The organism is Paenibacillus ferrarius (assembly GCF_002027705.1).
In the GTDB taxonomy this organism is placed as follows: Bacteria; Bacillota; Bacilli; order Paenibacillales; family NBRC-103111; genus Paenibacillus_E; species Paenibacillus_E ferrarius.
Map to the genome: position 1 here is coordinate 80,884 of NZ_MBTG01000004.1, position 20,939 is coordinate 101,822.

Genomic DNA, 20,939 nt, shown 5'->3' on the forward strand with positions numbered 1-20,939 from the left:
TGTGAAAAGAGGAAAAAACAATGTCTAAAATAAAACTGGTTTTAATGATCTCCCTATTATTATCACTTACGTTACCTCAATTCGTTTTTGCAAGCGACAAAACACTCAAGGTTGAGGTGTCCAATCACAATGAAGGAACTGTACCATCGCCAGTAGTTGTTGACGGAACTAACATGTTTCCGATTGGAAAAATCCTCAATATTCTAGATAGAAGCGGAACAGAAACGGTTGTACGTGATAAACCGTCAGTACATTCATATGTAACTTTTCAAGGAAATTGTTACTCAATAACGGAAGGAAAAAAAGAGGTTACAGGATATGTTGTTGATGAGTCAGGAGTATGCTTTGAGCCGACAGGAAAAGTTTATCAGCTTGAAAAAGCAGCCGTGTATCCAAGTGACAAAGAGGGTGTCTACGTTCCCTTGAGCTTTATTGAAAAGGACATTGTAGGCTCTGAAAACGACACCATCTACTTAAAAGATAAGAACACTTTGGTATTCAATATGTACACATGGGACGAACAGGAAGAGAAAATGAGTATCATTTTAAAAATCGGTGATCCGTGGATGTATATAAGCAACGCGGATAAAAAGGATGAAACAAAGCAAATTGACCCTGAGGAAGGTTCAACTCCAGTAATTCGTGATGATAGAACCCTGCTTCCTATTGCTAATATAGTTAAAGAATTTGGTGGTATTGTTACGTGGGACGGGAACGAAAAGAAAGTGTCGATAACTCTTAATAGAAATAATGTAGATTTGTGGATTGATAAAAATAGAGCGGTAGTTAATGGCGCTGTGAAGACGCTTGATGTTGCTCCAACAATCATTTCAAACAAAACAATGGTTCCTCTCAAATTTGTGAGTGATAACTTGGGATTGAAGTTAGTTTGGGATGGGAAGAATCAAGTTATTGCACTTTATAAGGGGATGTTTGACAATGTTCCCTCAGATTATAGCGAGTATTTTGCATATAAGAATGATGAGAAAACTAAACAAAACACCAAAAATGATAAAACAACGGGCAACGATAAGCCACTAGATATAAATGGGAATCTACTCAAAGTCGGCGATGTTGTTCAGATCAATAATATGTTCGCTGGAGAGATACTGGAAATTCAAGGATCAAAGATTCTTATTTATTGGAATCAGCGATCTGCTCTCACTGGTGACAAAAAAATTAGTGAAGAAAAGATGAAATTTACAGCAATGTTTCTTGCAGGCATTAAATGGCATGAGTATCAATGGGGAGATGCGAAAACTGTTAGCATTGTAGGAGTATCAGAAAGTGCATTTTATTACTAATTCTACTTTAGGAGGACATGCACCATGCCAACAATAATTGAGAACCATGAAGAGACTTGGGAAAACATTGAGCAAAAAATACAGAAATCGAATCTCGACGAGAATGACAAAAAGGTAATATATAGTAACCTTTTACGGCTAAAGTCCCAGAAAGTTAATATTTTAATTACAGGTGCTACAGGAAGTGGAAAAAGTTCGACGATCAATGCTATTTTCGATACAAGAATGGCTAAGGTTGGATATGGTGTTGACCCTGAGACTATGGATATTCAAAAATATGAGATTAAAAATCTTGTACTCTGGGATTCACCGGGTCTTGGGGATGGAAAAAATAATGATATTCGACACAGCAAGAACATCACTAATATTTTAAAAGAAAAAGATGAAAACGGAGATGCTCTAATAGATTTGGTTCTTGTTATTGTTGATGGTTCAAGCAAAGATTTAGGTACTTCATATGCATTGATTAATGAAGTCATTATACCCAATATGCCTGAAAAGAATCGTATTTTGGTAGCCATTAATCAGTGTGATATTGCAATGAAAGGTAAAGGTTGGAATCATGAGTTTAAAAATCCAGAGAGAGAACTTGAAGCATTTCTTAATGATAAAGCGGCTTCCGTGAAACGAAGAATTTATGAAGGAACAGGCGTAAATATTGAGCCAATATTTTATTCAGCTGCTGAGAATTACAATATCTCCAAACTCCTGTGTTTTATTATGAAATTCTCACCTGAAGAGAAGAGACAACTTTATGCAGTGGAGAGTCCTATAGATACAAAAAAGGTAGATGCTTCAAATGATGATAATAAAGAAAATTACAAAGAGCAAATTAAAGAATACGCGAGAAACTCGTTTTTGGATGAAGTATTAAAGGGCGCTCAGCGCGGTAGGGAAAAATTGGGTGAAATTTTCGGGAAGCCGGGGGAGGTAGCAGGAACTATACTAGGAGGACTTGCAGGTGCGGCGAAAAGTGCTTGGAACTGGTTTTGGAGTTAGTTTTGATATTTACATTCGGGGACTTAAATTATGAGAGACTACAGCAAGTATCGGTTTGAAGAAATAAGAAATAGGCTTGAATCAGCTGGCTTTAATCCACTTGATATAATGGTAACTGGTGTAACTGGGGCAGGAAAATCCAGTACCTTGAATGCCTTTTTCGAGAAGCAAGTGGCTAAAGTCGGCGAAGGTGTTGACCCTGAAACAATGAGTATAGACTCGTATTCTTTTAATGGTGGGGGAATTCGTTTTTGGGATACCCCCGGCCTAGGTGATGGAATTGAAGCTGATAAAAGACATACACAAAAAATAGTTCAGCTTCTGAACAAAACCTACGGCAATAACAATGAGCATGGTTTTATTGATCTTGTATTGATAATTATTGATGCTGGTAGTAAGGATTTAGGAACTACCTATGAATTAATCAATAAGATTGTTATACCTACGTTTCCTCATAGTAGCAGATTATTGGTTGCGCTGAATCAATGCGATATGGCATTGAAAGGTAAAGGATGGGACGCATCAAAAAACAAACCTAGCGATGAACTCGTCCGGCAGTTAGCCCACAAAGTTGAATCTATAAGTAGTCGAATCCGCGAAACAACAAATTTGAACGTTTCTCCGATCTACTACTCGGCTACGCATGGATACAATATTCAAGCCCTTCTCGATCTTATCATTAATCACATACCAAGCAGTAGACGAGATAGCAGAAAAGATACCAGCAGCCTTGATAGAATGCTTAAACAGACTGGTGCTAGAACCAGAAGATTCTTTAATTGAATTAGACAAGACTAAAGCACTTAATATGAAATTGATTAAGTGCTTTAGTCATTTTTCTACAAATCAAATAGACATGGCAAATAATCAATCCTCTCTGCTATTGGTATAGTGACTGGATTGACCCCGATTTCATGCAATTTTTTGATTCGTTTATCAAACTCTTTATTGTCGGAAACCTTCTCTTTAGCTTTCCAAATACCTCTTCTATCATTAACTAATTCAAGAGTTTCAATTAATGCTTCTTTCATTTTCGGCTGTAATCGTTTGTTTTGGACGAGTTCCTTTGCTTTCGATAAAGTGTAGTAATCTCCATAGCCTATCGTTTTTTTAAAGTATTTATGAAGCTCATTATCAGATATATCTTCTCGTAGAAATTGGGAAAATCCTTGTTTACTCAGAGCGTTGCTTTTAATAATCCTGTACACTTTGTTGTAGTGACATTGAACCTCGAATCGAATAGTATAATTAGCCCTTTCATCATCACATGGTAAATTCTTCTCCTTTAAGTGCTCGCCTTTATCGTAACATTGAATGTTCAGGGTTACATGATTGGTCTTTAACTTCGATTTTCCTTTTCTAAATATATAGAAATTATGCTCAGGCGGTTCAAATCGTTTACTAGATTCCTTATACAATACAAATTGTTGAAATCCGTTTGGAACATTGGCGCGTTTAATCAGTTTCATGTACAGCTTAATATGTTTGGTGTAAATATTGACAGCGAAATCTACTATCTTGTAGCAGTAAGCATCCAAATAATCCAAATTAAACTTGAAGGATCGATTACGTCTTTTGCTTTCAAACTTCTTTTTTATAGGCTTGAATGCCTTTCGGAAAGCAGCGTAAATGGACTGATAGTGCTCTATGTCAGTAAGTTGTAAATAATCATTTACATCTAATAACCTCATTGGATTCATTATAATCTCTAATGCCTTATAGCTGATTCCATCCTCATTTTCTGAACTTCGTAATATGAGTTTTATTCCTGTTTCCTTTAAGAGCAAGTGGCAATGGTAAGAGCCATCTTTCTCACGATAAAACCTGCAATGGTTAGAACTTGACAGTTCTTGTAGTACTTTAAACAAGGCAGTATAAAAATGGTAGTTCAATTTACAAAACATATGAACCGTATGCATAAACAAAAACCTCCAATTAGTATCAATCTTAGGTTTTTGTTAAGCGCACTTTTAAAAATGATACAACCGTGGCTACATACAGAAAATAGCAATTGTAACGACAATAAATAGATAGACATATATTAAAAGATAATACATACGTATATGATCGGAAATGAAAATGATATCATTACGTAATTCATAAACGAGATCATCCTGCTCCTTCATATGAAAAAGCACACAGACGGCGATTACTCGCTATCCATGTACCTGTTACCGCTTTGAAAAATAGTACCCTTTAGTTTTTTTAGTTCTTTTTTATTATCTTTTCGTTCTCGTTTCTCTTCTTCTCTTCGTTCATTATCGCGTGTATCACTTGCATATTCTTCGAGCAAGTTATTGAACTTTCTTCCCCTATTCATACTTACAATAGCTTCAACCATATTTGGAATTTTATCTATATTAAATTGGATCGCTCGTCCATTTAATCCTGATACTGGCTTTGTAGATTTACCATTTGATTTGTAGATCAAATTAGCCTCTTTTAATAGTTTCCCTAATTTTATATCACTCCTGAAATCAGAGCGATCAGATTGAAGCAAGATATGATTAGTCACAATTTCGTATACAGGTTGCCATGTTAGACTCATTGTCTTTTCACTCAAGTCAACAATGCCTAGTACATCACGTTCCATATGTGGGATACCCTTTACGGTAACAATGATTTTTTCCTGCATAATTAGCTCTTCAAGAGACTCCATAAATATTTGAACGTCAGTATCAAGTGGAGAAACTAATTGCTCCTTTAATAGCTCCACAAACACTTCTCTTGCTTTCACACGATATGAAGCGCATTCTTCTGGCGTAATAAATTCCTTTTCCAATCCATACGTTAAATAGAAATTCAATGCTACTATCAGATGAGCGAAGTTATCTTTTTGCCTACTATGAGCATCATCTGTTACCGCCTCAAACTGAGCACGATTATTCTCAAAATCTCGTCTGTAATGGTCTATGAAATTAGAGCTTAACTTTCCACTGACCCATTTCAAGTAGTCAGCAATACTCGTAGATAAGAAGGAGGATTTTTCAAACCAACTAAATTTCTCCACTTTCAAAGGATCATATGTAGATCCTTGCTTTTTGTCGAATAAATTATCCATCTGAACACGCACAACTCGCCCTGCGGATGATGTAATATCTGCATTTGGCATTGTGATAAACTTTTCGCCTGTAAAAAGCGCCATTCCTTCGGAACGCACTGTAAAATTTGCTGACGGTTCTCTATCCCCAATGTCTCTAATTAATTTTTCGATTTTTTCATTCGTCAAATCAGCTATTCTTTTCGTTTTAGCAACACCGTAATCATCAAAGATAGAAACACAATCTCTATTCAGAACGGTCTTATTCAGATCTTTCCTATAATCGTAAACATGAACTAGTTTGTGGACTTCAAAAATTTGAGTAAACATCTTGGATAAACTCGTTTTCCCCATCCCCGATTTTCCTTCAAGCCACAAACTGAATCTGGGGGCAAGACTATTCTGCATTAATGGTGATGTAATAACCGAAACAAGCACAAGTGATAGAAGAGAATGGGTCAGTTTAGGTTCAAGCATATCCAACATATTCAGGCTCTCTAAGAACGCTTCTTTAGTTGTAATGTGATTGTCGATTTGCAACAGCAATTCCTTATCGGCTAATCGGATATTTCTGTCAGTGTCCCCAATCGTTCCACCACTATGTACGTACACCCATTTATTATCAAAGCAATGCCAACCTGAGCTTTCAACATCGACGACATTTAACAGGTTCTTATTTAGAGATTTTAAAATGAACTTCTTTATATGCTGATATCCTTTTGTCTCTTTGATGCTAAACATGCCTAGAGGCACTTGATCGCTCAACCATTTTTTTGTCGCTAAATCTTTGTGTAGAACTTCAATTTTAGGCAAAATCGAGGTAATTTCACCATCAAAAATAAGCCCCGTAAAAACATATGCACTTGGCCTCCCCTCTTCCGTCTTTATAGTCGCCAATGGAATAAGAGTGAAATTAGCTATCGGTTCAATCCTTCCATTTTCGACTATACAAAACTCACCATTTCCGTTTATAGCAAAATCATTATCAGTATATTCATCACTAAAGACCTTGATTAACTCTTGCGGGGAGAAGTTTTCAAATGGATTATAGATATAAATTACCTCCTGATTATAAAAAAGTGTGATAGTGTGATGGTTTTATTCGTATTTCTATCACACTATCACACTTTCAATGAAAATATAAGGATAATAAACTAAATTACTGTATGTATTCAGCATTTGAAATCCGCTTAAAGCATCTCAATTAACGATATTCAATCCTATCAAACCCCATCCAATTAAATACAACTTGCTTTGAACAGTATGGTAATCGAACTATCAACACTCGAAAATATATATCATTCATTAAGAGTACAAAGTATCTACAATGAAAGGATGATGCTATGTTTAGCGATTACTCTGATATTGTCTCAGTCACCGAGCTCATGGAAATGCTTGATATCGGGAGATCAAAGGCACTAAGCCTTTTACAAACAGGTCAGATTAAATCAATGAAAATGAAGGGGTATAGGATACCCAAAGTAGCAGTAACAGATTTTGTACTCTCTCAAGCTAAGATGAATATGGAACGTTATAGAGAGTTAGCGGATGATTAATTGATCCTTGAAAAAAGCTGTGGCCTTGTTGTCGCGGCTTATTTACTTTTGGCTTCATTCCAGAATAGAAAGGAAATTACAGACCGTGAACAGTCTTCGTATGGCGCTTGAAGATGAATGTTGTCGCGAGCAATTGATTCACATTGCGTGGCAGCATGTAAAGCTGGCATTAGAATTCGGACAACCGAATACTTCCAAGAATCGGAGAGAGACAATCAAGAAAGAAATTGCATTGCTCCGAACGGAACGTGATACATTGCTGTGTGACATTTCGGCTAATAAAAAACAATTTCGTCTGTAACAGCTTTGTAATCGGTGGGAACATATCGTTCCTACTTATTTGTGTTTCACAAAATCATCATACAAAGGAGAAATGACAATGCCTGTTTACAAAGATGAGAAAGTGCAATCAAACCAGTGGTACTATGCGTTTGAAGTCAAAGATTCAGATGGAAAACGAAGAACGGAGAAAAAGCGAGGTTTCAGAACCAAAAAAGAAGCTGAAAAAGCCGAAATATCCGTCAAAGACGCAATGAACAAAGGTACGTATATACAGCCAACAAAAATGACTTTTGGTGACTACTTGGTGAGTTGGCTTGAAAGCCGAATTGATCTTAGAAAATCAACCAGAGTTGGGTACGAAATGATTATTCGCAGACATATCATGCCCGAGTCCATTAGCAGCATTTCGCTCTCAGATATCAATGCAATGACTGTTGAAGGATTCATGGCTAAAGTACATGCTACCGATTACTCAGACAGCTTTAAAAGAAACATTTACAAAGTCATTCATAAGGCCTTGAAAGACGCAGAACGAAAGTTATTGATACTCAGGAACCCAGCATCTTTGGTCACTAAACCTAAAGTAGCCAAGAAAGAAATGTCATATTGGACAGAAGACGAAGCCAAAACATTCCTCAAAGCCATTCATGGTCACAGACTACGAGTTATATTCGTATTGGCTATTCACTGTGGAATGAGAATGGGGGAAATCAGAGGCTTACGGCTTTCGGATATTGATACAAAGCGAGGAATCATTTCAGTCAGACATATCATGGATTCAGAAAGGAACTTACAAATTGGAACTAAAACAAATGCAGGGAATCGATCTATCTCACTTTCGCCATTTGTAATCAAAGAAATTGAAAAAAGGATTGATGGCATTGCAGAGGAAAAGAATGCTACGAGCAATGATTACGAAGACCTCGGCTACTTAATCTGCACGAAAAAAGGCAGACCGTACCTAAAGAAGAATTTCCGAGATATATGGATTAGGCTTCTTGCAAAAACAGGCTTACGCACAATACGTTTTCATGATTTACGCCACACATGTGCTTCCCTCCTACTAGGACTCGGTGTACATCCAAAAGTAGTTCAAGAACGGCTTGGACATTCATCCGTACAAATAACATTGGACACTTACTCACACCTTGCACCCAATATGCAACAAGACGCAGCCAATGCACTCCAAAATCTTCTCGAATAACCGAAACAAATCAGCAATTTTAGTCCAACCCTACCAGATTCCTACCAGAACGTCTTTTTAAAGCTTATAACTACACACCTACGCCCCGTAAACCCTTACTCTACAAGGGTTATTTGTGCTACACAAAAAAAAGGAACCCAGCCAACGGGGCCAGGTTCAAAAGTTTATATTAAAAAGGGGGTCTTGGTTATTATAATACCCGCTAAACATTATGAAACCATAACAGGAATGTTTCAATTATATTACAATTTAGAAAACGCTTTATTTTTCTAATAATTTTCCCAGCTATAGCAAACTGTGTTTATTTTCCTCATAAAGGTTAATGAATAAGGATGACCTATCATAACTCAGGAGGAACCAACCATGAAAATTCTAATCACCGGAGCCGCAGGGCGAATCGGCAGCGTGCTCGCTAATTTCCTGAAAGACCGCTTCACACTCCGTCTCGCGGATCTCGATACTTCCATGCTCACCCGCTACGCGCAAGGAGATCACGAGTACATAGCGCTCAACATTACGGATGTTGATGCCTGCCATCAGGCCTGCCAAGGCATTGACGTGGTCATCCATTTGGCTGCGGACCCCTCTCCACAAGCAGGCTTCTATGAATCGCTGCTGGATAACAACATCAAAGGCACGTTTAATATGTTTCGCGCGGCCAAAGATCAAGGGGTGCGCCGATTTCTCACAGCAAGCAGCGTGCAGACGATAGAGGGATATCCGCTCGATTCTCAGCTTTATGCGAATATGCCGACTCGTCCTCACAATCTATACGGTGTCAGCAAATGTTTCGCTGAATCGCTTGCCTGTTATTTCGGATACGCAGAAGATATGCAAAGTGTTGCCATCCGCATCGGGGCTTTCGATGACTCGCCTGCCGAAGAGGAGGACTTGACCGCTAGAGACATGAGCGCCTACCTCCATCCTGCTGACTTATGCGATCTGATCCTCAAAACCATTGTGTCCGATAAGCTGGGACCTTTTACAATCCTTCATGCCATTTCGGATAATCGCTTCAAGCGCCTCGATCTAACGGAGACCAAAGCGCTGGTGGACTATGATCCCAAAGCAAATGCTTTTGAAAGAAATCATATTCATTTCCACGACAACCCCCACGATTCGAACCCGCCCAACAAGGGTAAATGACCTTATCATCCGTTCAATCCCTAGGAGGTATTATCATGACTAACTTTGACCATTCCCAAACTCAGCCATCCGCCGATTCGGGGAAAGTTGCGATTGTTACGGGAGCCGCATCTGGAATAGGCTTAGCTTCCGCTATACGTTTGGCTGAAAAAGGCTTCAAAATCGGCCTGCTGAACCGCCCGGGAAGTGAACTCGATGAGGCTGTCGAGAAAATCACGGCTTCCGGCGGCGAAGCGATCGCACTGCCCGCGGATATTGCTTTCGAAGAGCAAGTCAAACAAGCCATTCAGACGGTGATGGGCCACTGGGGCCGACTTGATGTCCTGGTAGCCAATGCCGGAATTAATGGCGTACTGTCGCCTATTGCCGATTTGGAGCTGGACGATTGGAACGCGACGATCAATATTAACCTGACAGGCACGTTCCTATGTGTGAAATATGCGGTCGAGCCCCTCAAACAACAGGGAGGAAGTATCATCATTACGAGCTCGATTAACGGCAATCGCGTTTTCTCTAATTTCGGGATGAGTGCCTACAGCACGTCCAAGGCGGGGCAAGTCGCTTTTATGAAAATGGCTGCGCTGGAATTAGCCCGCTACAAAATCCGCGTAAACGCCATTTGCCCAGGTGCCATTCATACGAATATTGACGAGAATACGGACCGCCGACCGGAGCTTGAGGAAATAACGATTCCCATCGAATATCCCGAAGGGGATCAACCGCTTGAGCATAAGCCTGGAACAGCAGGTCAGGTCGCGAATCTGGTCCTTTTCCTGGCTTCCGATCAATCCGACCACATTACCGGAACGTCCGTTTATATTGATGGCGCTGAATCTTTAATTCACGGCTAGTCCTTCATTTCGCTCATTCGCTGGAAAAGGAGAATATTATATGCAAATTGAGAGTTTATACCATTCCCCCAACACCAAATGGGCTTATTCCTATGATAGCAGCACATTCCATCTCCGCATTCGGACCAAGAAGAATGATGTGAACCAAGTTATCGCTATTACAGGGGATAAATATGACTGGGACAATTACAACAATGACTATCCGATGGAGAAAATCGCCACCGACCGTTACTTCGACTATTGGGAAACAGAGCTATCGCCCGCGCAGAAACGGTTCTCTTACGGGTTCCGGCTGCAAGCGGAGGACGAAACGATTTGGATGACGGAGTCGGAGATTTATGACGAAGAGCCCAGCCCCCCTTCCGGCTATTATGAAATGCCGTATATGCATGAAATCGATGGATTCAAGGCGCCGGATTGGGCCAAATCTGCGATTTTTTATCAAATTATGCCGGACCGGTTTGCCAATGGCGATCCACGTATAGATCCAGACGGCGTCCTTGAATGGGGAGATCAACCGACCAATGACTCCCATTTTGGTGGCGATTTGCAGGGAATCATGGACCATCTCGATTACTTGGCCGAGTTAGGCATAACGGCGATTTATTTGACTCCTATTTTTGAAGCGCCAAGCAATCATAAATACGATACGGTTGATTATAAAAAGGTAGATCCGCATTTCGGAGATACCACTGTGTTAAAAAAACTGGTCGCAGCCTGCCATGATAGAAATATGAAGGTCGTGCTGGATGCAGTTTTCAACCATTCAAGCGTTGACTTCCCGCCCTTCAAGGATGTTATCGAGAAAGGCGAGCAATCAGCCTATGTGGATTGGTTCCACATTCATGATTTTCCGGTTGAGGTGAAGGAAGGCCCGCTCAATTATGCAACCTTCGGGTTTTATGCTTCGATGCCTAAGCTGAATACCACGAACCCCGAGGTCAAACAGTATTTGCTGGACGTTGCGGAGCATTGGCTGAAGGAAGTGCAGATTGATGGCTGGCGTTTGGATGTCGCGAATGAAATTGACCATTCCTTCTGGAGGGACTTCCGCAAAGTTGTCAAAAAAGCAAATCCCGACGCTTATATTATCGGTGAAGCATGGAGCGATTCGCTGCGCTGGCTGCTGGGGGATCAGTTCGATTCGGTGATGAATTACCCATTCTCGGATCGGATTTTGCAATTTTTCCAGTCCGAGCAGCCCAATGGCCTCTCTTTTGCCGAAAATATGAATAATATCCTGATGCGCTATCCGCTGCAAACGAATGAAGTGCTGTTTAATTTGCTGGGAAGCCATGATACGCCGCGTGTGCTGACGATGTTTGGGGAGAACAAGAACAGGCTCAAGCTTGCGGTCGCTTTCCTGCTCACTTATATCGGAACTCCCTGCATCTTCTATGGCGACGAAATTGGTTTGACGGGGGAGCAAGACCCCGATTGCCGCAAATGCATGGAATGGGACCTTTCCAAGCAGGACCGTGAATTATTCGATTTCTACAAGCTGATGATCAAGCTGCGCAAAAAGCATGAAGTGCTTCGTTTCGGCCGCTTCTCCTTCCTGAGAGCGGATGCGGAGGATGGCAGAATTATTTATGAACGCAGGAATAAACAGGAAATATTCACTATCTGGATGAATCAATCCGAGGAATCAGCCCTTCTTGCCCATCCCGCAGATACAGAAACGGAACATTGGCAGGATGCATTCAGCGGCGATCCGGTGAAGTCTGTTGACGGTTTTGTCAGTATAGAGCTGGAGCCGTTTGGCTATCGAATTTTGCGCAGAAGCTTGAATGGCGTTTAAACGATTTTGCTGTTTTCACAGCTTGGGAGAATTTGTCCCCAGATAAGTCTGCAAAGTCCTTATCCGTGAACCGCTTTTTGTACAAATAAGAGCCGATGACAACCAAAGCCAAGCGATGATACGCGACTGCGCCACCGTTTGGGCAAAGTCCTCCCTCATCAAATTTGGAAAACCTGCGTAAATACAGGCTTTTTTCATCAAAACGTGTGAAAACAGCGAAAGCCTGCGATTATGCAGGCTTTTCAAGCTTTTCTACTCTGCCATTGAAAAAAGCGCACTAATAGATGCACAATTGCAGGCTTTCCACCCATTTGCTAATTCTCCAGACGAAAAGCATGTATAATCGCAGGCTTTCACTCATTTGCTGATTTTCCAGACGAAGGATGCCTAGAAATATCCGCAGAATATATTTTACAAGAAATTTAGTTGCACCTAACAGGCGTGTAGCATATAATAACTATATCTTAATTAGAATTATTATAAATAAGGAGGATCTGTATGAGTACCGAATACGACTACCACCATCTTCATCACGTGAAAGAACAAAGCAAATCAAGGCATACGTTGTGGATCACGCTCATACTGACCGCTTTTTTCACCATCGTAGAAATTGTAGGCGGGGTGCTGTCCAATTCACTCGCACTGCTATCTGATTCCGCTCATATGATCTCTGACGTTATTGCTCTGGGATTAAGCATGATCGCCATTCATCTGGCAACGCGTCAACCCAATGCTCGGTTTACTTTTGGTTTCTTGCGGTTTGAAATTATTGCCTCATTCTTGAATGGCTTGGCACTTTGTGTCATTGCATTGGGGATCTTTATCGAAGGTATTCAGCGTATCCTTCACCCTCAACCTATTCAGCTTGGCCTTATGCTTGTTATTGCTTCTATCGGTTTCATCGTTAACCTGGTACTTACCCTTGTACTCCACCATAGTGTGAAAGAGGAAGATAATCTGAATGTAAAAAGCGCGCTCTGGCACTTTTTCGGAGATCTCCTCAGCTCTGTTGGGGTCATCGTTTCATCGATTGTCATCTATTACACGGGACTTCTCTGGTTTGATCCTGTGATTTCGATGGTGATTGGAGGCATTATTTTTACTGGCGGAGCCAAAATCATTAAAGAATCCTATTTAATTCTCATGGAATCCGTCCCTGAGCAGTTCAATCTCGACGAGATTCGCTCAGCGATCGGGCAGGTAGAAGGTGTCGAGGATGTCCATGAAATGCATCTTTGGTCGGTATCCACCGATCACTATTCCTTATCAGCTCATGTGTTCATCAATCCGAACATTCAACCTTTCTGCGTGATTCTAGCCATTAATGAGACGCTCAAAAGCAAATATGGCATCGAGCATTCCACGATCCAGATTGAGCACGCCGACATTAATCCGCATGGGGAATATGGCAAAGAATTTCTGAAACACCAGAGACAGGTGCGTATTTAAAAAAGACCGTTACTCCCCTCTCAACACATTGAGAGTCAGGTAACGGTCTTTTTTTATGCAATCGTTGACTTCCTTACGATCATGTCCAGATCAATCAGCAGTTCATGGCCAATGGCGCGAGGCAAATGCTCTTCAAGGAGCAGCGTGCTCTCTTCGTCCAAGTCCTCGCCAATCTGCTTCATAAGAAATGCCGCAACCAGGCTGGTTTGCAAATCTACGGGCATATCGAAGCTCGTTATAGCCGGAAAGCTCGCTTTGGAATAGAGTTCATTATCCATCCCTATCAGTTGTACATCTTCGGGTACCCGGATGCCTCGCTCATGGCAGAGTGCCAGAATCTCCAGCGCCAATGCATCATTAAATGTGTAGATGCCGATCGGGCGGCATTCTCCGCTCAAGCGCAGGGCCTCATCCAGTGTGCGGGCAACACCTAGTTCGCTGACATCCAATAGCGCATGTACAACGGGTTCAGAATCATTGCCAAGTCCTGAAAGGAAACCTTGGATACGCTGATCGTTCGCTCCCATTCCGTTGCTTTTGCCAACGTAGATGACGGAGCGGCAGCCATTATTGAGGAAAGAGCGCACCGCTTGCGCAGAGGCCTTCGCGAAATCCAGATTAACAGCTAATTGGACGATTTCTTCCGGCCAGCCCCAACCATTAAAGATGACAAGCGGGGTGCCGCCTCCAACGAGCTGCTGCGTCGACTTCATGCTCATCGCCAGCCCATGGCTCACTAAGCCATCAACCCTGCGCTGCAGCAAATGCTCTAGGTGGCGCTGTTCGATCTCCGGGTCCATGCCAGCTGCTGAAAATACCGATAAATGATAACCGAAGCGATGCACCTTCTGTTCCAAGCTCTCCGCGAAGCGGCCATAATAGCCGCCAAAATGCGGAATGATGAGCCCTAATTCATAAGAACGGCGTCGACTCAAATTCGTCGCCATCACATTGCGCCGATAACCTAACCGCACAATGGCTTCTTCCACCTTGCGTATCGTTTCAGGCGCCATCGGGACCTTCCTGCGATTCAACACATTAGACACCGTGGCTATAGATACGCCGGCTTCTGAAGCCACATCAATAATTGTAGGCTGTTTACTTTTGCTCATCAGACTTCCCTCATTCTTGAAACACTTACACTTATTTTATCGAGAAGCAAAACGCTCGTCAAATGAACAATAACTGGCAATTCTGAAGAAATTTCACAGGCCTTAGACTACATTTTAAAATTGTTTATCAACTGTTTCATCTGGTCCGACATTTGACTTAACTTCTGGGCAGATAAAGCAATTTCTTCCATTGAAGCTAACTGCTCTTCCGTAGCCGCAGACACAATCTGCGCTGCTCCCGCCGTATTGGATGACACCTGCTCCATCTCCTGCAGAGCCGCCGAAATTTCTTGCGAGCTGGCAGACATCTGCTCGGCAGCCGCTGAAGTCTCTTCCACCTGCATAACAACACTTCGTGTCGCTTGCAAGATACGTGTAAAGGCTTCTCCCGTTTCACGAATAGCGGCAACACTTGCTTCCACTTCGTGTTCACCTTTTTGCATCGAGCCCACAGCGTATTGGATATCATTCTGAATGTCTTCAATCAGCTCCGCCACTTGAGCGGCAGAATCATTCGAGCGCTCAGCTAACTTCCTAATTTCACTTGCCACAACAGCGAATCCTCTACCGTTCTCCCCTGCTCGCGCAGCTTCGATCGAAGCATTCAACGCTAACAAATTGGTTTGTGCGGAAATTTCCCGGATTGCCTCTACGATCTGTCCGATTTGCTGAGAGCGGTCCCCCAACTGATGGATAACCCCGCTTAGATCCCCGACCGTGCTGCTTACAGCCGTCATTTGTACCGTGGACCTTAGACTTAATTCATTGCCGTTCTCCGCTTCCTGAAGTGTGCCGACCGACGCCTCGAATGCCGTGTTGGAAGTAATCGCTATGCGCTGGATACCCGTCGACATTTCCTCCATCGCTCTTGAGGTTTCTTCAATACTGCTCGCTTGCGTTTCATTACTAGCAGCCACTTCGGTGATCGCATGTGAAGTCTGATTCACGGCTTGCGTCGTTTCTGAAATGATACTGGAAAGCGTCATAGAAGAGGCAGCCAACACATTGGCGCTCAAAAGCTGGTTCCCTGCAAGCTCTCTTAGGCTATCGGATAACGTATTGAAAGAGCTCGCAAGCTGCCCCGTCTCATCACGACTGGATACCACTATTTTCTCACCGCTCAAATCCCCTGCGGCCATGCGCTCTGCCTGATCAGCCACACGAATTATCGGTCTGGAGATATGAAGCGCGAAGAAAGTGAAAAGCGTTATGCCTACTACCGAGCAGACAATCAGTGTAATTAGCATAGCAGATAAAATATGGCGCTGCCCCGCATCATAATCCTGCATATAGGAACCTGCACTAATAATCCAGCCCCAGGAAGTCGATAGCTCGCTGTAAGTAAGCTTGCTCGCTTCTTTTTTGGAATTAGGGAGCGGCCAATCGTAATAAGTAAAACCCCCGCCTGTTTGCGCCGTTTTAATCATATTTTGAATGTAATGCGTGCCATCGCTTGTTTGCTTGTCCCAAATATTTTGGCCTTCCAGCAGCGGATGTGCCAGTAGATTGCCTTTTTCATCCATAATGAAAAAGTACCCATTCTCGCCCAAATCAATATGTGTATTTATGGGCCTTGTATTATCTGCTCGTTTCTCCCCTAACAGCATAACGCGCAGTTGGTTCTGAGCATCTTCTTTGGTAATAACCCCTTTTTGTACCGCTTTATCTAATGAGTTCAACATCTCAGTAGCCAATCTAACGTTGTTCTTCAAACCTGTTTCAATGAGTGCGTGGGTTGAATCCCCAGAAACCTTATTTGTCACTAATCCCAGCGCAATTATCGGGACCACTAATAACAGGAAAGATACGAGCAAAAGCTTTTTGCGGATCGTTAGTTTAATCATAGCTCTTCACTCCATTCGACAAATTTCACGTTTTTATTAGTAAATATTGGCACCATCTCCCTAACAGACTAATACTATTAGACTATAATTTCAAATTTTGAGACCTAAAAAGTTGAAGATACTTCAATTATTTTGACCATTCTGTGAAATTCTCTTTCTATACGGGAAGCGAGCTTTTCAGCTGCTAGGGATGACTTCTTAGAGTGGGAGGATGCATAGCTCCTGAGACTGCCTTTTCGGTAGGCTCAGGGGGCTTTCTCTCGCAAGAAACGAGAGCCTTGCCGAACGAAAAAAAGCCTGACCGACAACCGGCCAAGCTTGCTCTTTCACTCCTCATGATGCCCAATCAGCGAAATGATCTGCTTCTTCAGCTTCATGAAGGACTCCGAATCCTTCACGTCTTCGACCGCTCGCAAACCAGGCGGGATCACGATTTCTTTGCGAATCGTGCCTGGATGGGCCTGCATCACGTAGACACGCTGAGAGAGGAAGATAGCTTCCTCGATATCGTGCGTGATGAAGACAACGGTCGTCTTCTCCTTCTCCCAGATGCGCAGCAGCAGCTCCTGCATCGAATTCTTGGTCTGCGGATCGAGCGCGCCGAAAGGCTCATCCATCAGCAGCACCTCTGGATTGTTAGCCAAAGCCCGTGCAATCGCCACGCGCTGCTTCATCCCGCCCGAGAGTTCCTTCGGCAAGGATCGCGCAAACTTATGCAAGCCCACCAGTTCCATGAAATGATCGGAGATGGCCCTCTTTTCAAACAGGGGAACACCCTTCAGCGTCAGTCCGAACTCGATGTTCTCCCTTACGGAGAGCCACGGGAATAGCGTGTAGCTCTGGAACACCATCCCGCGATCGGCACCGGGACCGTCAATTTCGTGGCCCGAGATGCTCATCGATCCGGTCGTCATCGTCTCCAAACCCGCAACAATTCTCAGCAGGGACGATTTCCCACAACCAGATGGACCAACGAAGCTAACGAACTCATGGGCATCCACATGAAACGAGACTCTATCCAACGCGACGAACTGCGATTTTTTCGTGCTGTATACTTTTGTCACATCGGTAGCGCTAATTTTACTCACGGCAGCAACCGTTTCAACGAAGGGCTCTCGATTCAAAGCATGCATAATTTAACGCCCTCCTTCCAGCCATGGAAAAAATCTGCGATGACAATAGGCGAATGTTCGATCCGTAAGCAGCCCCAGCAACCCAATTGCGATAATTCCAACGAAGATGAGATCCGTGTTGAGAAACCGCTGCGCCTTCATAATCGAGAAGCCAAGTCCGCTGCTAGCCGCAACCAGTTCCGCGACGACCAAATACGTCCAAGCCCATCCGATAATCAAACGCATCGTGTTCATCAGATCAGGCAGCAGCGCTGGGATCAGCACCTTCTCGATAGCCTGCCAGCGATTCGCCCCCAAGGTATACGAGGTTTGCAGCAAATCATTGGATACCGAGCGGGTATTATCTGCAACCATCAGCATGAGCTGGAAGAAGCAGCCGATGAAGATTACGATGACTTTCGCCCACTCGCCAATCCCCGCCCAAACCATAATGAGTGGAATGAACGCCGTCGCCGGCATATAGCGAATAAATTCAGTCGGAGGTACCAGCAGCGCTTCAGCGAAACGAAATGTACCCGCCAGTATGCCAAGCGGAATCCCTAACAAACAAGCAAGCAAGAACCCTGCCCCTACACGAAAAATACTGATGCCCACATGATGCCAAAATACAGCACTTTGCAGCTGAATCACGAACTGAAGCAGCACTTGATCCGGCGTAGGCAGGAACGTGCGATTGACGAAATTCCCGTAACTGAGCAAGCTCCAAAATGCCAAAACCAACACAACGATCAGCACAACACCCGACATATACGTTCTACGATGAATATCGCCCCTTATGGCAAACAACGTAGATTTGCGTCTCTTTTTGATAGTCGTCTCCATAGAGCACCCTCATTTCACTGTTATTTCTTGCGCTCCTTGAGCACCTCTTCAACAAAGTGGCCGTCCAGGAAGCTATCTGCGTTCGGAATGGACGTCAGCATATCCAGCCCCTTCAGGAACTCGGCTGTCTTCTGCGATGTGAATGGCAAGGATTCATAAGAATCGCCTTTTTGGAAAGCTTTCACATTATCTTCAAGCTGGAAGATTTTCACGCTATCTACGCCAGCCTTGTATTCATCAACTGGAGTCTCAGCTGCCTTGGCCATAATCTTCAAGGATTCTTCCGGATTTGCCTTCCAGTAGTCCAGCGCATCGAACCACGCGTTAAGGATCTTTTTGACATCATCCGGACGATTTCGGGTGATTTCTTCTTTGAAAACGAGCAGATCAGGAATAAGTCCAGGCGTGTCTTTGGATGAAAATAAGAGCTTGCCCTTGCCTTCTTGAATCGCTTTGCTGAGGAATGGTTCCCATAATACCGCAGCATCCAAGTTGCCCGAAATGAAAGCCGGTCCTGCATCGTTCACTGTCATATTCGTATAAGCGACATCCTTCTCTCCAAGTCCTGCTTTCTCCAGCGCAGTCAGCATTAGGAGATGATCAACTGTTCCCAGCTCTGTAGCGACTTTTTTCCCTTTCAAATCCTTCAGTGAATTAATGCTCGGTTTCACCACAACCCCGTCTCCGCCATTGGAGTTATCGTTCACCAGAACGGCTTTCAGCTTAATGCCTTTACTCGCAGGAGCAAGCGTGTCGCTTAATGTTTGGCTATTCGCATCCACCTTGCCAGAGGCCAGCGCCGATAAGGAATCACTATAGACAGGGAACCAGACGAGATCTACCTTCACCCCGTTTTTCTCGAAGAAGCCTTTCTCCTTCACTAAATACCAGACAAACCAACCTGGCCATGGGCTAAGCGCCAATTTGATAGGCTCACCGCTGTCCCCTGACTTGGTGCTTGCCGCCTCTTTGCTCGTGCATCCGCTAACTACCGTAAACGTCAATAACACGGCCATCATCAGAAATACCATTCTTTGTCTCATTCTGATTCTCCCTCTCCCTGTCAACTGGTAAAAAGAAAAGCCCAGGATGATATCATATTCTGATATCCTCCCGGGCTTTTATCCCTCCGTGTGCACGATGAAGCGCCATCGTGTGTCTTCTCTTGGACCAGACCAACAGCCTTCATTCTGCCGCGGAACCCTAGAAAACATGTGTGCTATGAAATTGGTACGGAGTCTTACATTTGTTCTTATCATACTTACATCTCGCTTATATGTCAATATACTTAACATAAATAAATAATTTTATTGTCAAGTACATCTAAAATGTAATAATATATAACACATAAGTAGTCTAACGGAGGTGTTTACGATGTACTCGATTCATTTCCACATTCACATGTTAGATATTCAACCAATGAAGCCGACTTCCTCTTCATTAACAAGTCCTTTCATACCTGTCTTGCAAGAAGGGCACACACAATCCCAGCATCCTCTCTCGATTCCCCCTATAAATAAAAAAGATTCATCAACAACAGATTCCTCCACTTCACCTTAGTCCTCATTCACATGCAGAAAAGCCCGACATCCTGTCATTCAGGACATCGGGCTTTATTTTTGCAATACCGATTACACGCCTAACCATTTCTTGAACAAATGTTTCGTTGTATCTGCATTCAACGCTGCGATGGAAGTCGTAAGCGGAATACCTTTCGGACAAGAGCGTACGCAGTTCTGTGAGTTTCCACAGCCTTCAATACCGCCATCTGTCATCAGCGTATCCAAACGCTCGTCTTTGTTCATTTCACCCGTTGGATGCGCATTGAAGAGACGAACTTGGGATAACGCGGACGGTCCGATAAAGGAGTTCTTGTCATTCACGTTCGGACAAGCTTCCAGACAAACGCCGCATGTCATACATTTGGACAGCTCATAAGCCCATTGACGCTTCGACTCAGCCATACGCGGCCCAGGTCCAAGATCATACGTACCATCGATTGGAACCCATGCTTTTACCTTTTTCAAAGCGTTGAACATGCGTCCGCGGTCGATAACCAAGTCACGCATTACCGGGAACGTGCTCATCGGCGCTACGCGAATTGGCTGCTCCAGCTTATCAACAAGCGCCGAACAAGCTTGGCGCGGTTTGCCATTGATAACCATGGAACAAGCTCCGCAAACTTCCTCTAGACAGTTGGATTCCCAACAAACCGGAGTCGTCTTTTGGCCGCTGGCGTTCTTAGGATTACGTTGAACTTCCATCAAGCCGCTGATAACGTTCATATTGGAGCGATAAGGAATTTCAAATTCCTCGGTATAAGGTTTGGAATCTGGACTCTCTTGACGAGTCACGATAAACTTCACTGTTTTTTGTGCGCTTAGTGTCTCAGCCAT

The 20,939-nt window shown here is 43.2% G+C and carries 18 protein-coding genes and 1 riboswitch; of the genes, 10 read left to right on the plus strand and 8 right to left on the minus strand.

The window, feature by feature from the left end; genetic code table 11:
* Positions 1-20: 20 nt before the first annotated feature.
* The 3 genes from BC351_RS05690 to BC351_RS05700 are packed head-to-tail and all read left to right on the plus strand — an operon-like array spanning position 21 to position 3,086.
* Positions 21-1,304, plus strand: coding sequence for a stalk domain-containing protein (locus BC351_RS05690; RefSeq protein ID WP_079409762.1), 1,284 nt, complete (start codon positions 21-23; stop codon positions 1,302-1,304).
* 24 nt (positions 1,305-1,328) lie between these two features.
* A complete protein-coding gene (locus tag BC351_RS05695; RefSeq protein ID WP_079409763.1) occupies positions 1,329-2,303 on the plus strand; it encodes a GTPase family protein in 975 nt (324 codons plus the stop codon).
* A gap of 30 nt (positions 2,304-2,333) precedes the next feature.
* Positions 2,334-3,086: a GTPase family protein gene (locus tag BC351_RS05700; protein WP_079409764.1), complete on the plus strand. Its 753-nt coding sequence runs from the start codon at positions 2,334-2,336 to the stop codon at positions 3,084-3,086.
* A gap of 56 nt (positions 3,087-3,142) precedes the next feature.
* Here BC351_RS05700 and BC351_RS05705 read toward each other — a convergent pair whose 3' ends face one another.
* Positions 3,143-4,222: a hypothetical protein gene (locus BC351_RS05705; protein WP_079409765.1), complete on the minus strand. Its 1,080-nt coding sequence runs from the start codon at positions 4,220-4,222 to the stop codon at positions 3,143-3,145.
* A gap of 230 nt (positions 4,223-4,452) precedes the next feature.
* A complete protein-coding gene (locus BC351_RS05710) occupies positions 4,453-6,156 on the minus strand; it encodes a hypothetical protein (RefSeq protein WP_144028284.1) in 1,704 nt (567 codons plus the stop codon).
* Positions 6,157-6,686: 530 nt separating this feature from the next.
* Here BC351_RS05710 and BC351_RS05715 point away from each other — a divergent pair.
* From BC351_RS05715 to BC351_RS05745, 7 genes are all read left to right on the plus strand, one after another.
* Positions 6,687-6,899, plus strand: coding sequence for a helix-turn-helix domain-containing protein (locus BC351_RS05715; protein WP_079409767.1), 213 nt, complete (start codon positions 6,687-6,689; stop codon positions 6,897-6,899).
* Positions 6,900-6,984: 85 nt separating this feature from the next.
* The gene (locus tag BC351_RS05720; RefSeq protein ID WP_079409768.1) at positions 6,985-7,200 is read left to right on the plus strand and encodes a hypothetical protein; all 216 of its coding nucleotides are present in this window, start codon (positions 6,985-6,987) and stop codon (positions 7,198-7,200) included.
* A gap of 78 nt (positions 7,201-7,278) precedes the next feature.
* Positions 7,279-8,385, plus strand: a complete 1,107-nt coding sequence (locus BC351_RS05725) for a site-specific integrase (protein ID WP_158081988.1) — start codon at positions 7,279-7,281, stop codon at positions 8,383-8,385.
* A 363-nt stretch (positions 8,386-8,748) separates the two neighbouring features.
* Positions 8,749-9,531 (plus strand): NAD-dependent epimerase/dehydratase family protein, encoded by a 783-nt coding sequence (locus tag BC351_RS05730; protein ID WP_079409770.1) that lies wholly within the window; start codon positions 8,749-8,751, stop codon positions 9,529-9,531.
* A gap of 35 nt (positions 9,532-9,566) precedes the next feature.
* Positions 9,567-10,382: an SDR family oxidoreductase gene (locus BC351_RS05735; protein ID WP_079409771.1), complete on the plus strand. Its 816-nt coding sequence runs from the start codon at positions 9,567-9,569 to the stop codon at positions 10,380-10,382.
* A 40-nt stretch (positions 10,383-10,422) separates the two neighbouring features.
* Positions 10,423-12,183 (plus strand): alpha-glycosidase, encoded by a 1,761-nt coding sequence (locus BC351_RS05740; protein WP_079409772.1) that lies wholly within the window; start codon positions 10,423-10,425, stop codon positions 12,181-12,183.
* A gap of 498 nt (positions 12,184-12,681) precedes the next feature.
* Positions 12,682-13,632 (plus strand): cation diffusion facilitator family transporter, encoded by a 951-nt coding sequence (locus BC351_RS05745; RefSeq protein WP_079409773.1) that lies wholly within the window; start codon positions 12,682-12,684, stop codon positions 13,630-13,632.
* Between the two features lie 53 nt (positions 13,633-13,685).
* Here BC351_RS05745 and BC351_RS05750 read toward each other — a convergent pair whose 3' ends face one another.
* From BC351_RS05750 to sdhB, 6 genes are all read right to left on the minus strand, one after another.
* Positions 13,686-14,744 (minus strand): LacI family DNA-binding transcriptional regulator, encoded by a 1,059-nt coding sequence (locus BC351_RS05750; RefSeq protein ID WP_079409774.1) that lies wholly within the window; start codon positions 14,742-14,744, stop codon positions 13,686-13,688.
* A gap of 107 nt (positions 14,745-14,851) precedes the next feature.
* The gene (locus BC351_RS05755) at positions 14,852-16,588 is read right to left on the minus strand and encodes a methyl-accepting chemotaxis protein (RefSeq protein ID WP_079409775.1); all 1,737 of its coding nucleotides are present in this window, start codon (positions 16,586-16,588) and stop codon (positions 14,852-14,854) included.
* A gap of 326 nt (positions 16,589-16,914) precedes the next feature.
* The gene (locus BC351_RS05760) at positions 16,915-17,721 is read right to left on the minus strand and encodes an ABC transporter ATP-binding protein (RefSeq protein WP_079409776.1); all 807 of its coding nucleotides are present in this window, start codon (positions 17,719-17,721) and stop codon (positions 16,915-16,917) included.
* A 3-nt stretch (positions 17,722-17,724) separates the two neighbouring features.
* Positions 17,725-18,543, minus strand: coding sequence for an ABC transporter permease (locus tag BC351_RS05765; RefSeq protein WP_079409777.1), 819 nt, complete (start codon positions 18,541-18,543; stop codon positions 17,725-17,727).
* A 20-nt stretch (positions 18,544-18,563) separates the two neighbouring features.
* The gene (locus BC351_RS05770) at positions 18,564-19,586 is read right to left on the minus strand and encodes an ABC transporter substrate-binding protein (RefSeq protein ID WP_079409778.1); all 1,023 of its coding nucleotides are present in this window, start codon (positions 19,584-19,586) and stop codon (positions 18,564-18,566) included.
* Between the two features lie 65 nt (positions 19,587-19,651).
* A riboswitch (guanidine-I (ykkC/yxkD leader) is annotated at positions 19,652-19,761 on the minus strand.
* Between the two features lie 413 nt (positions 19,762-20,174).
* Entirely contained in the window at positions 20,175-20,939 is a 765-nt protein-coding gene (sdhB, locus tag BC351_RS05775) for a succinate dehydrogenase iron-sulfur subunit (protein WP_079409779.1), read from the minus strand.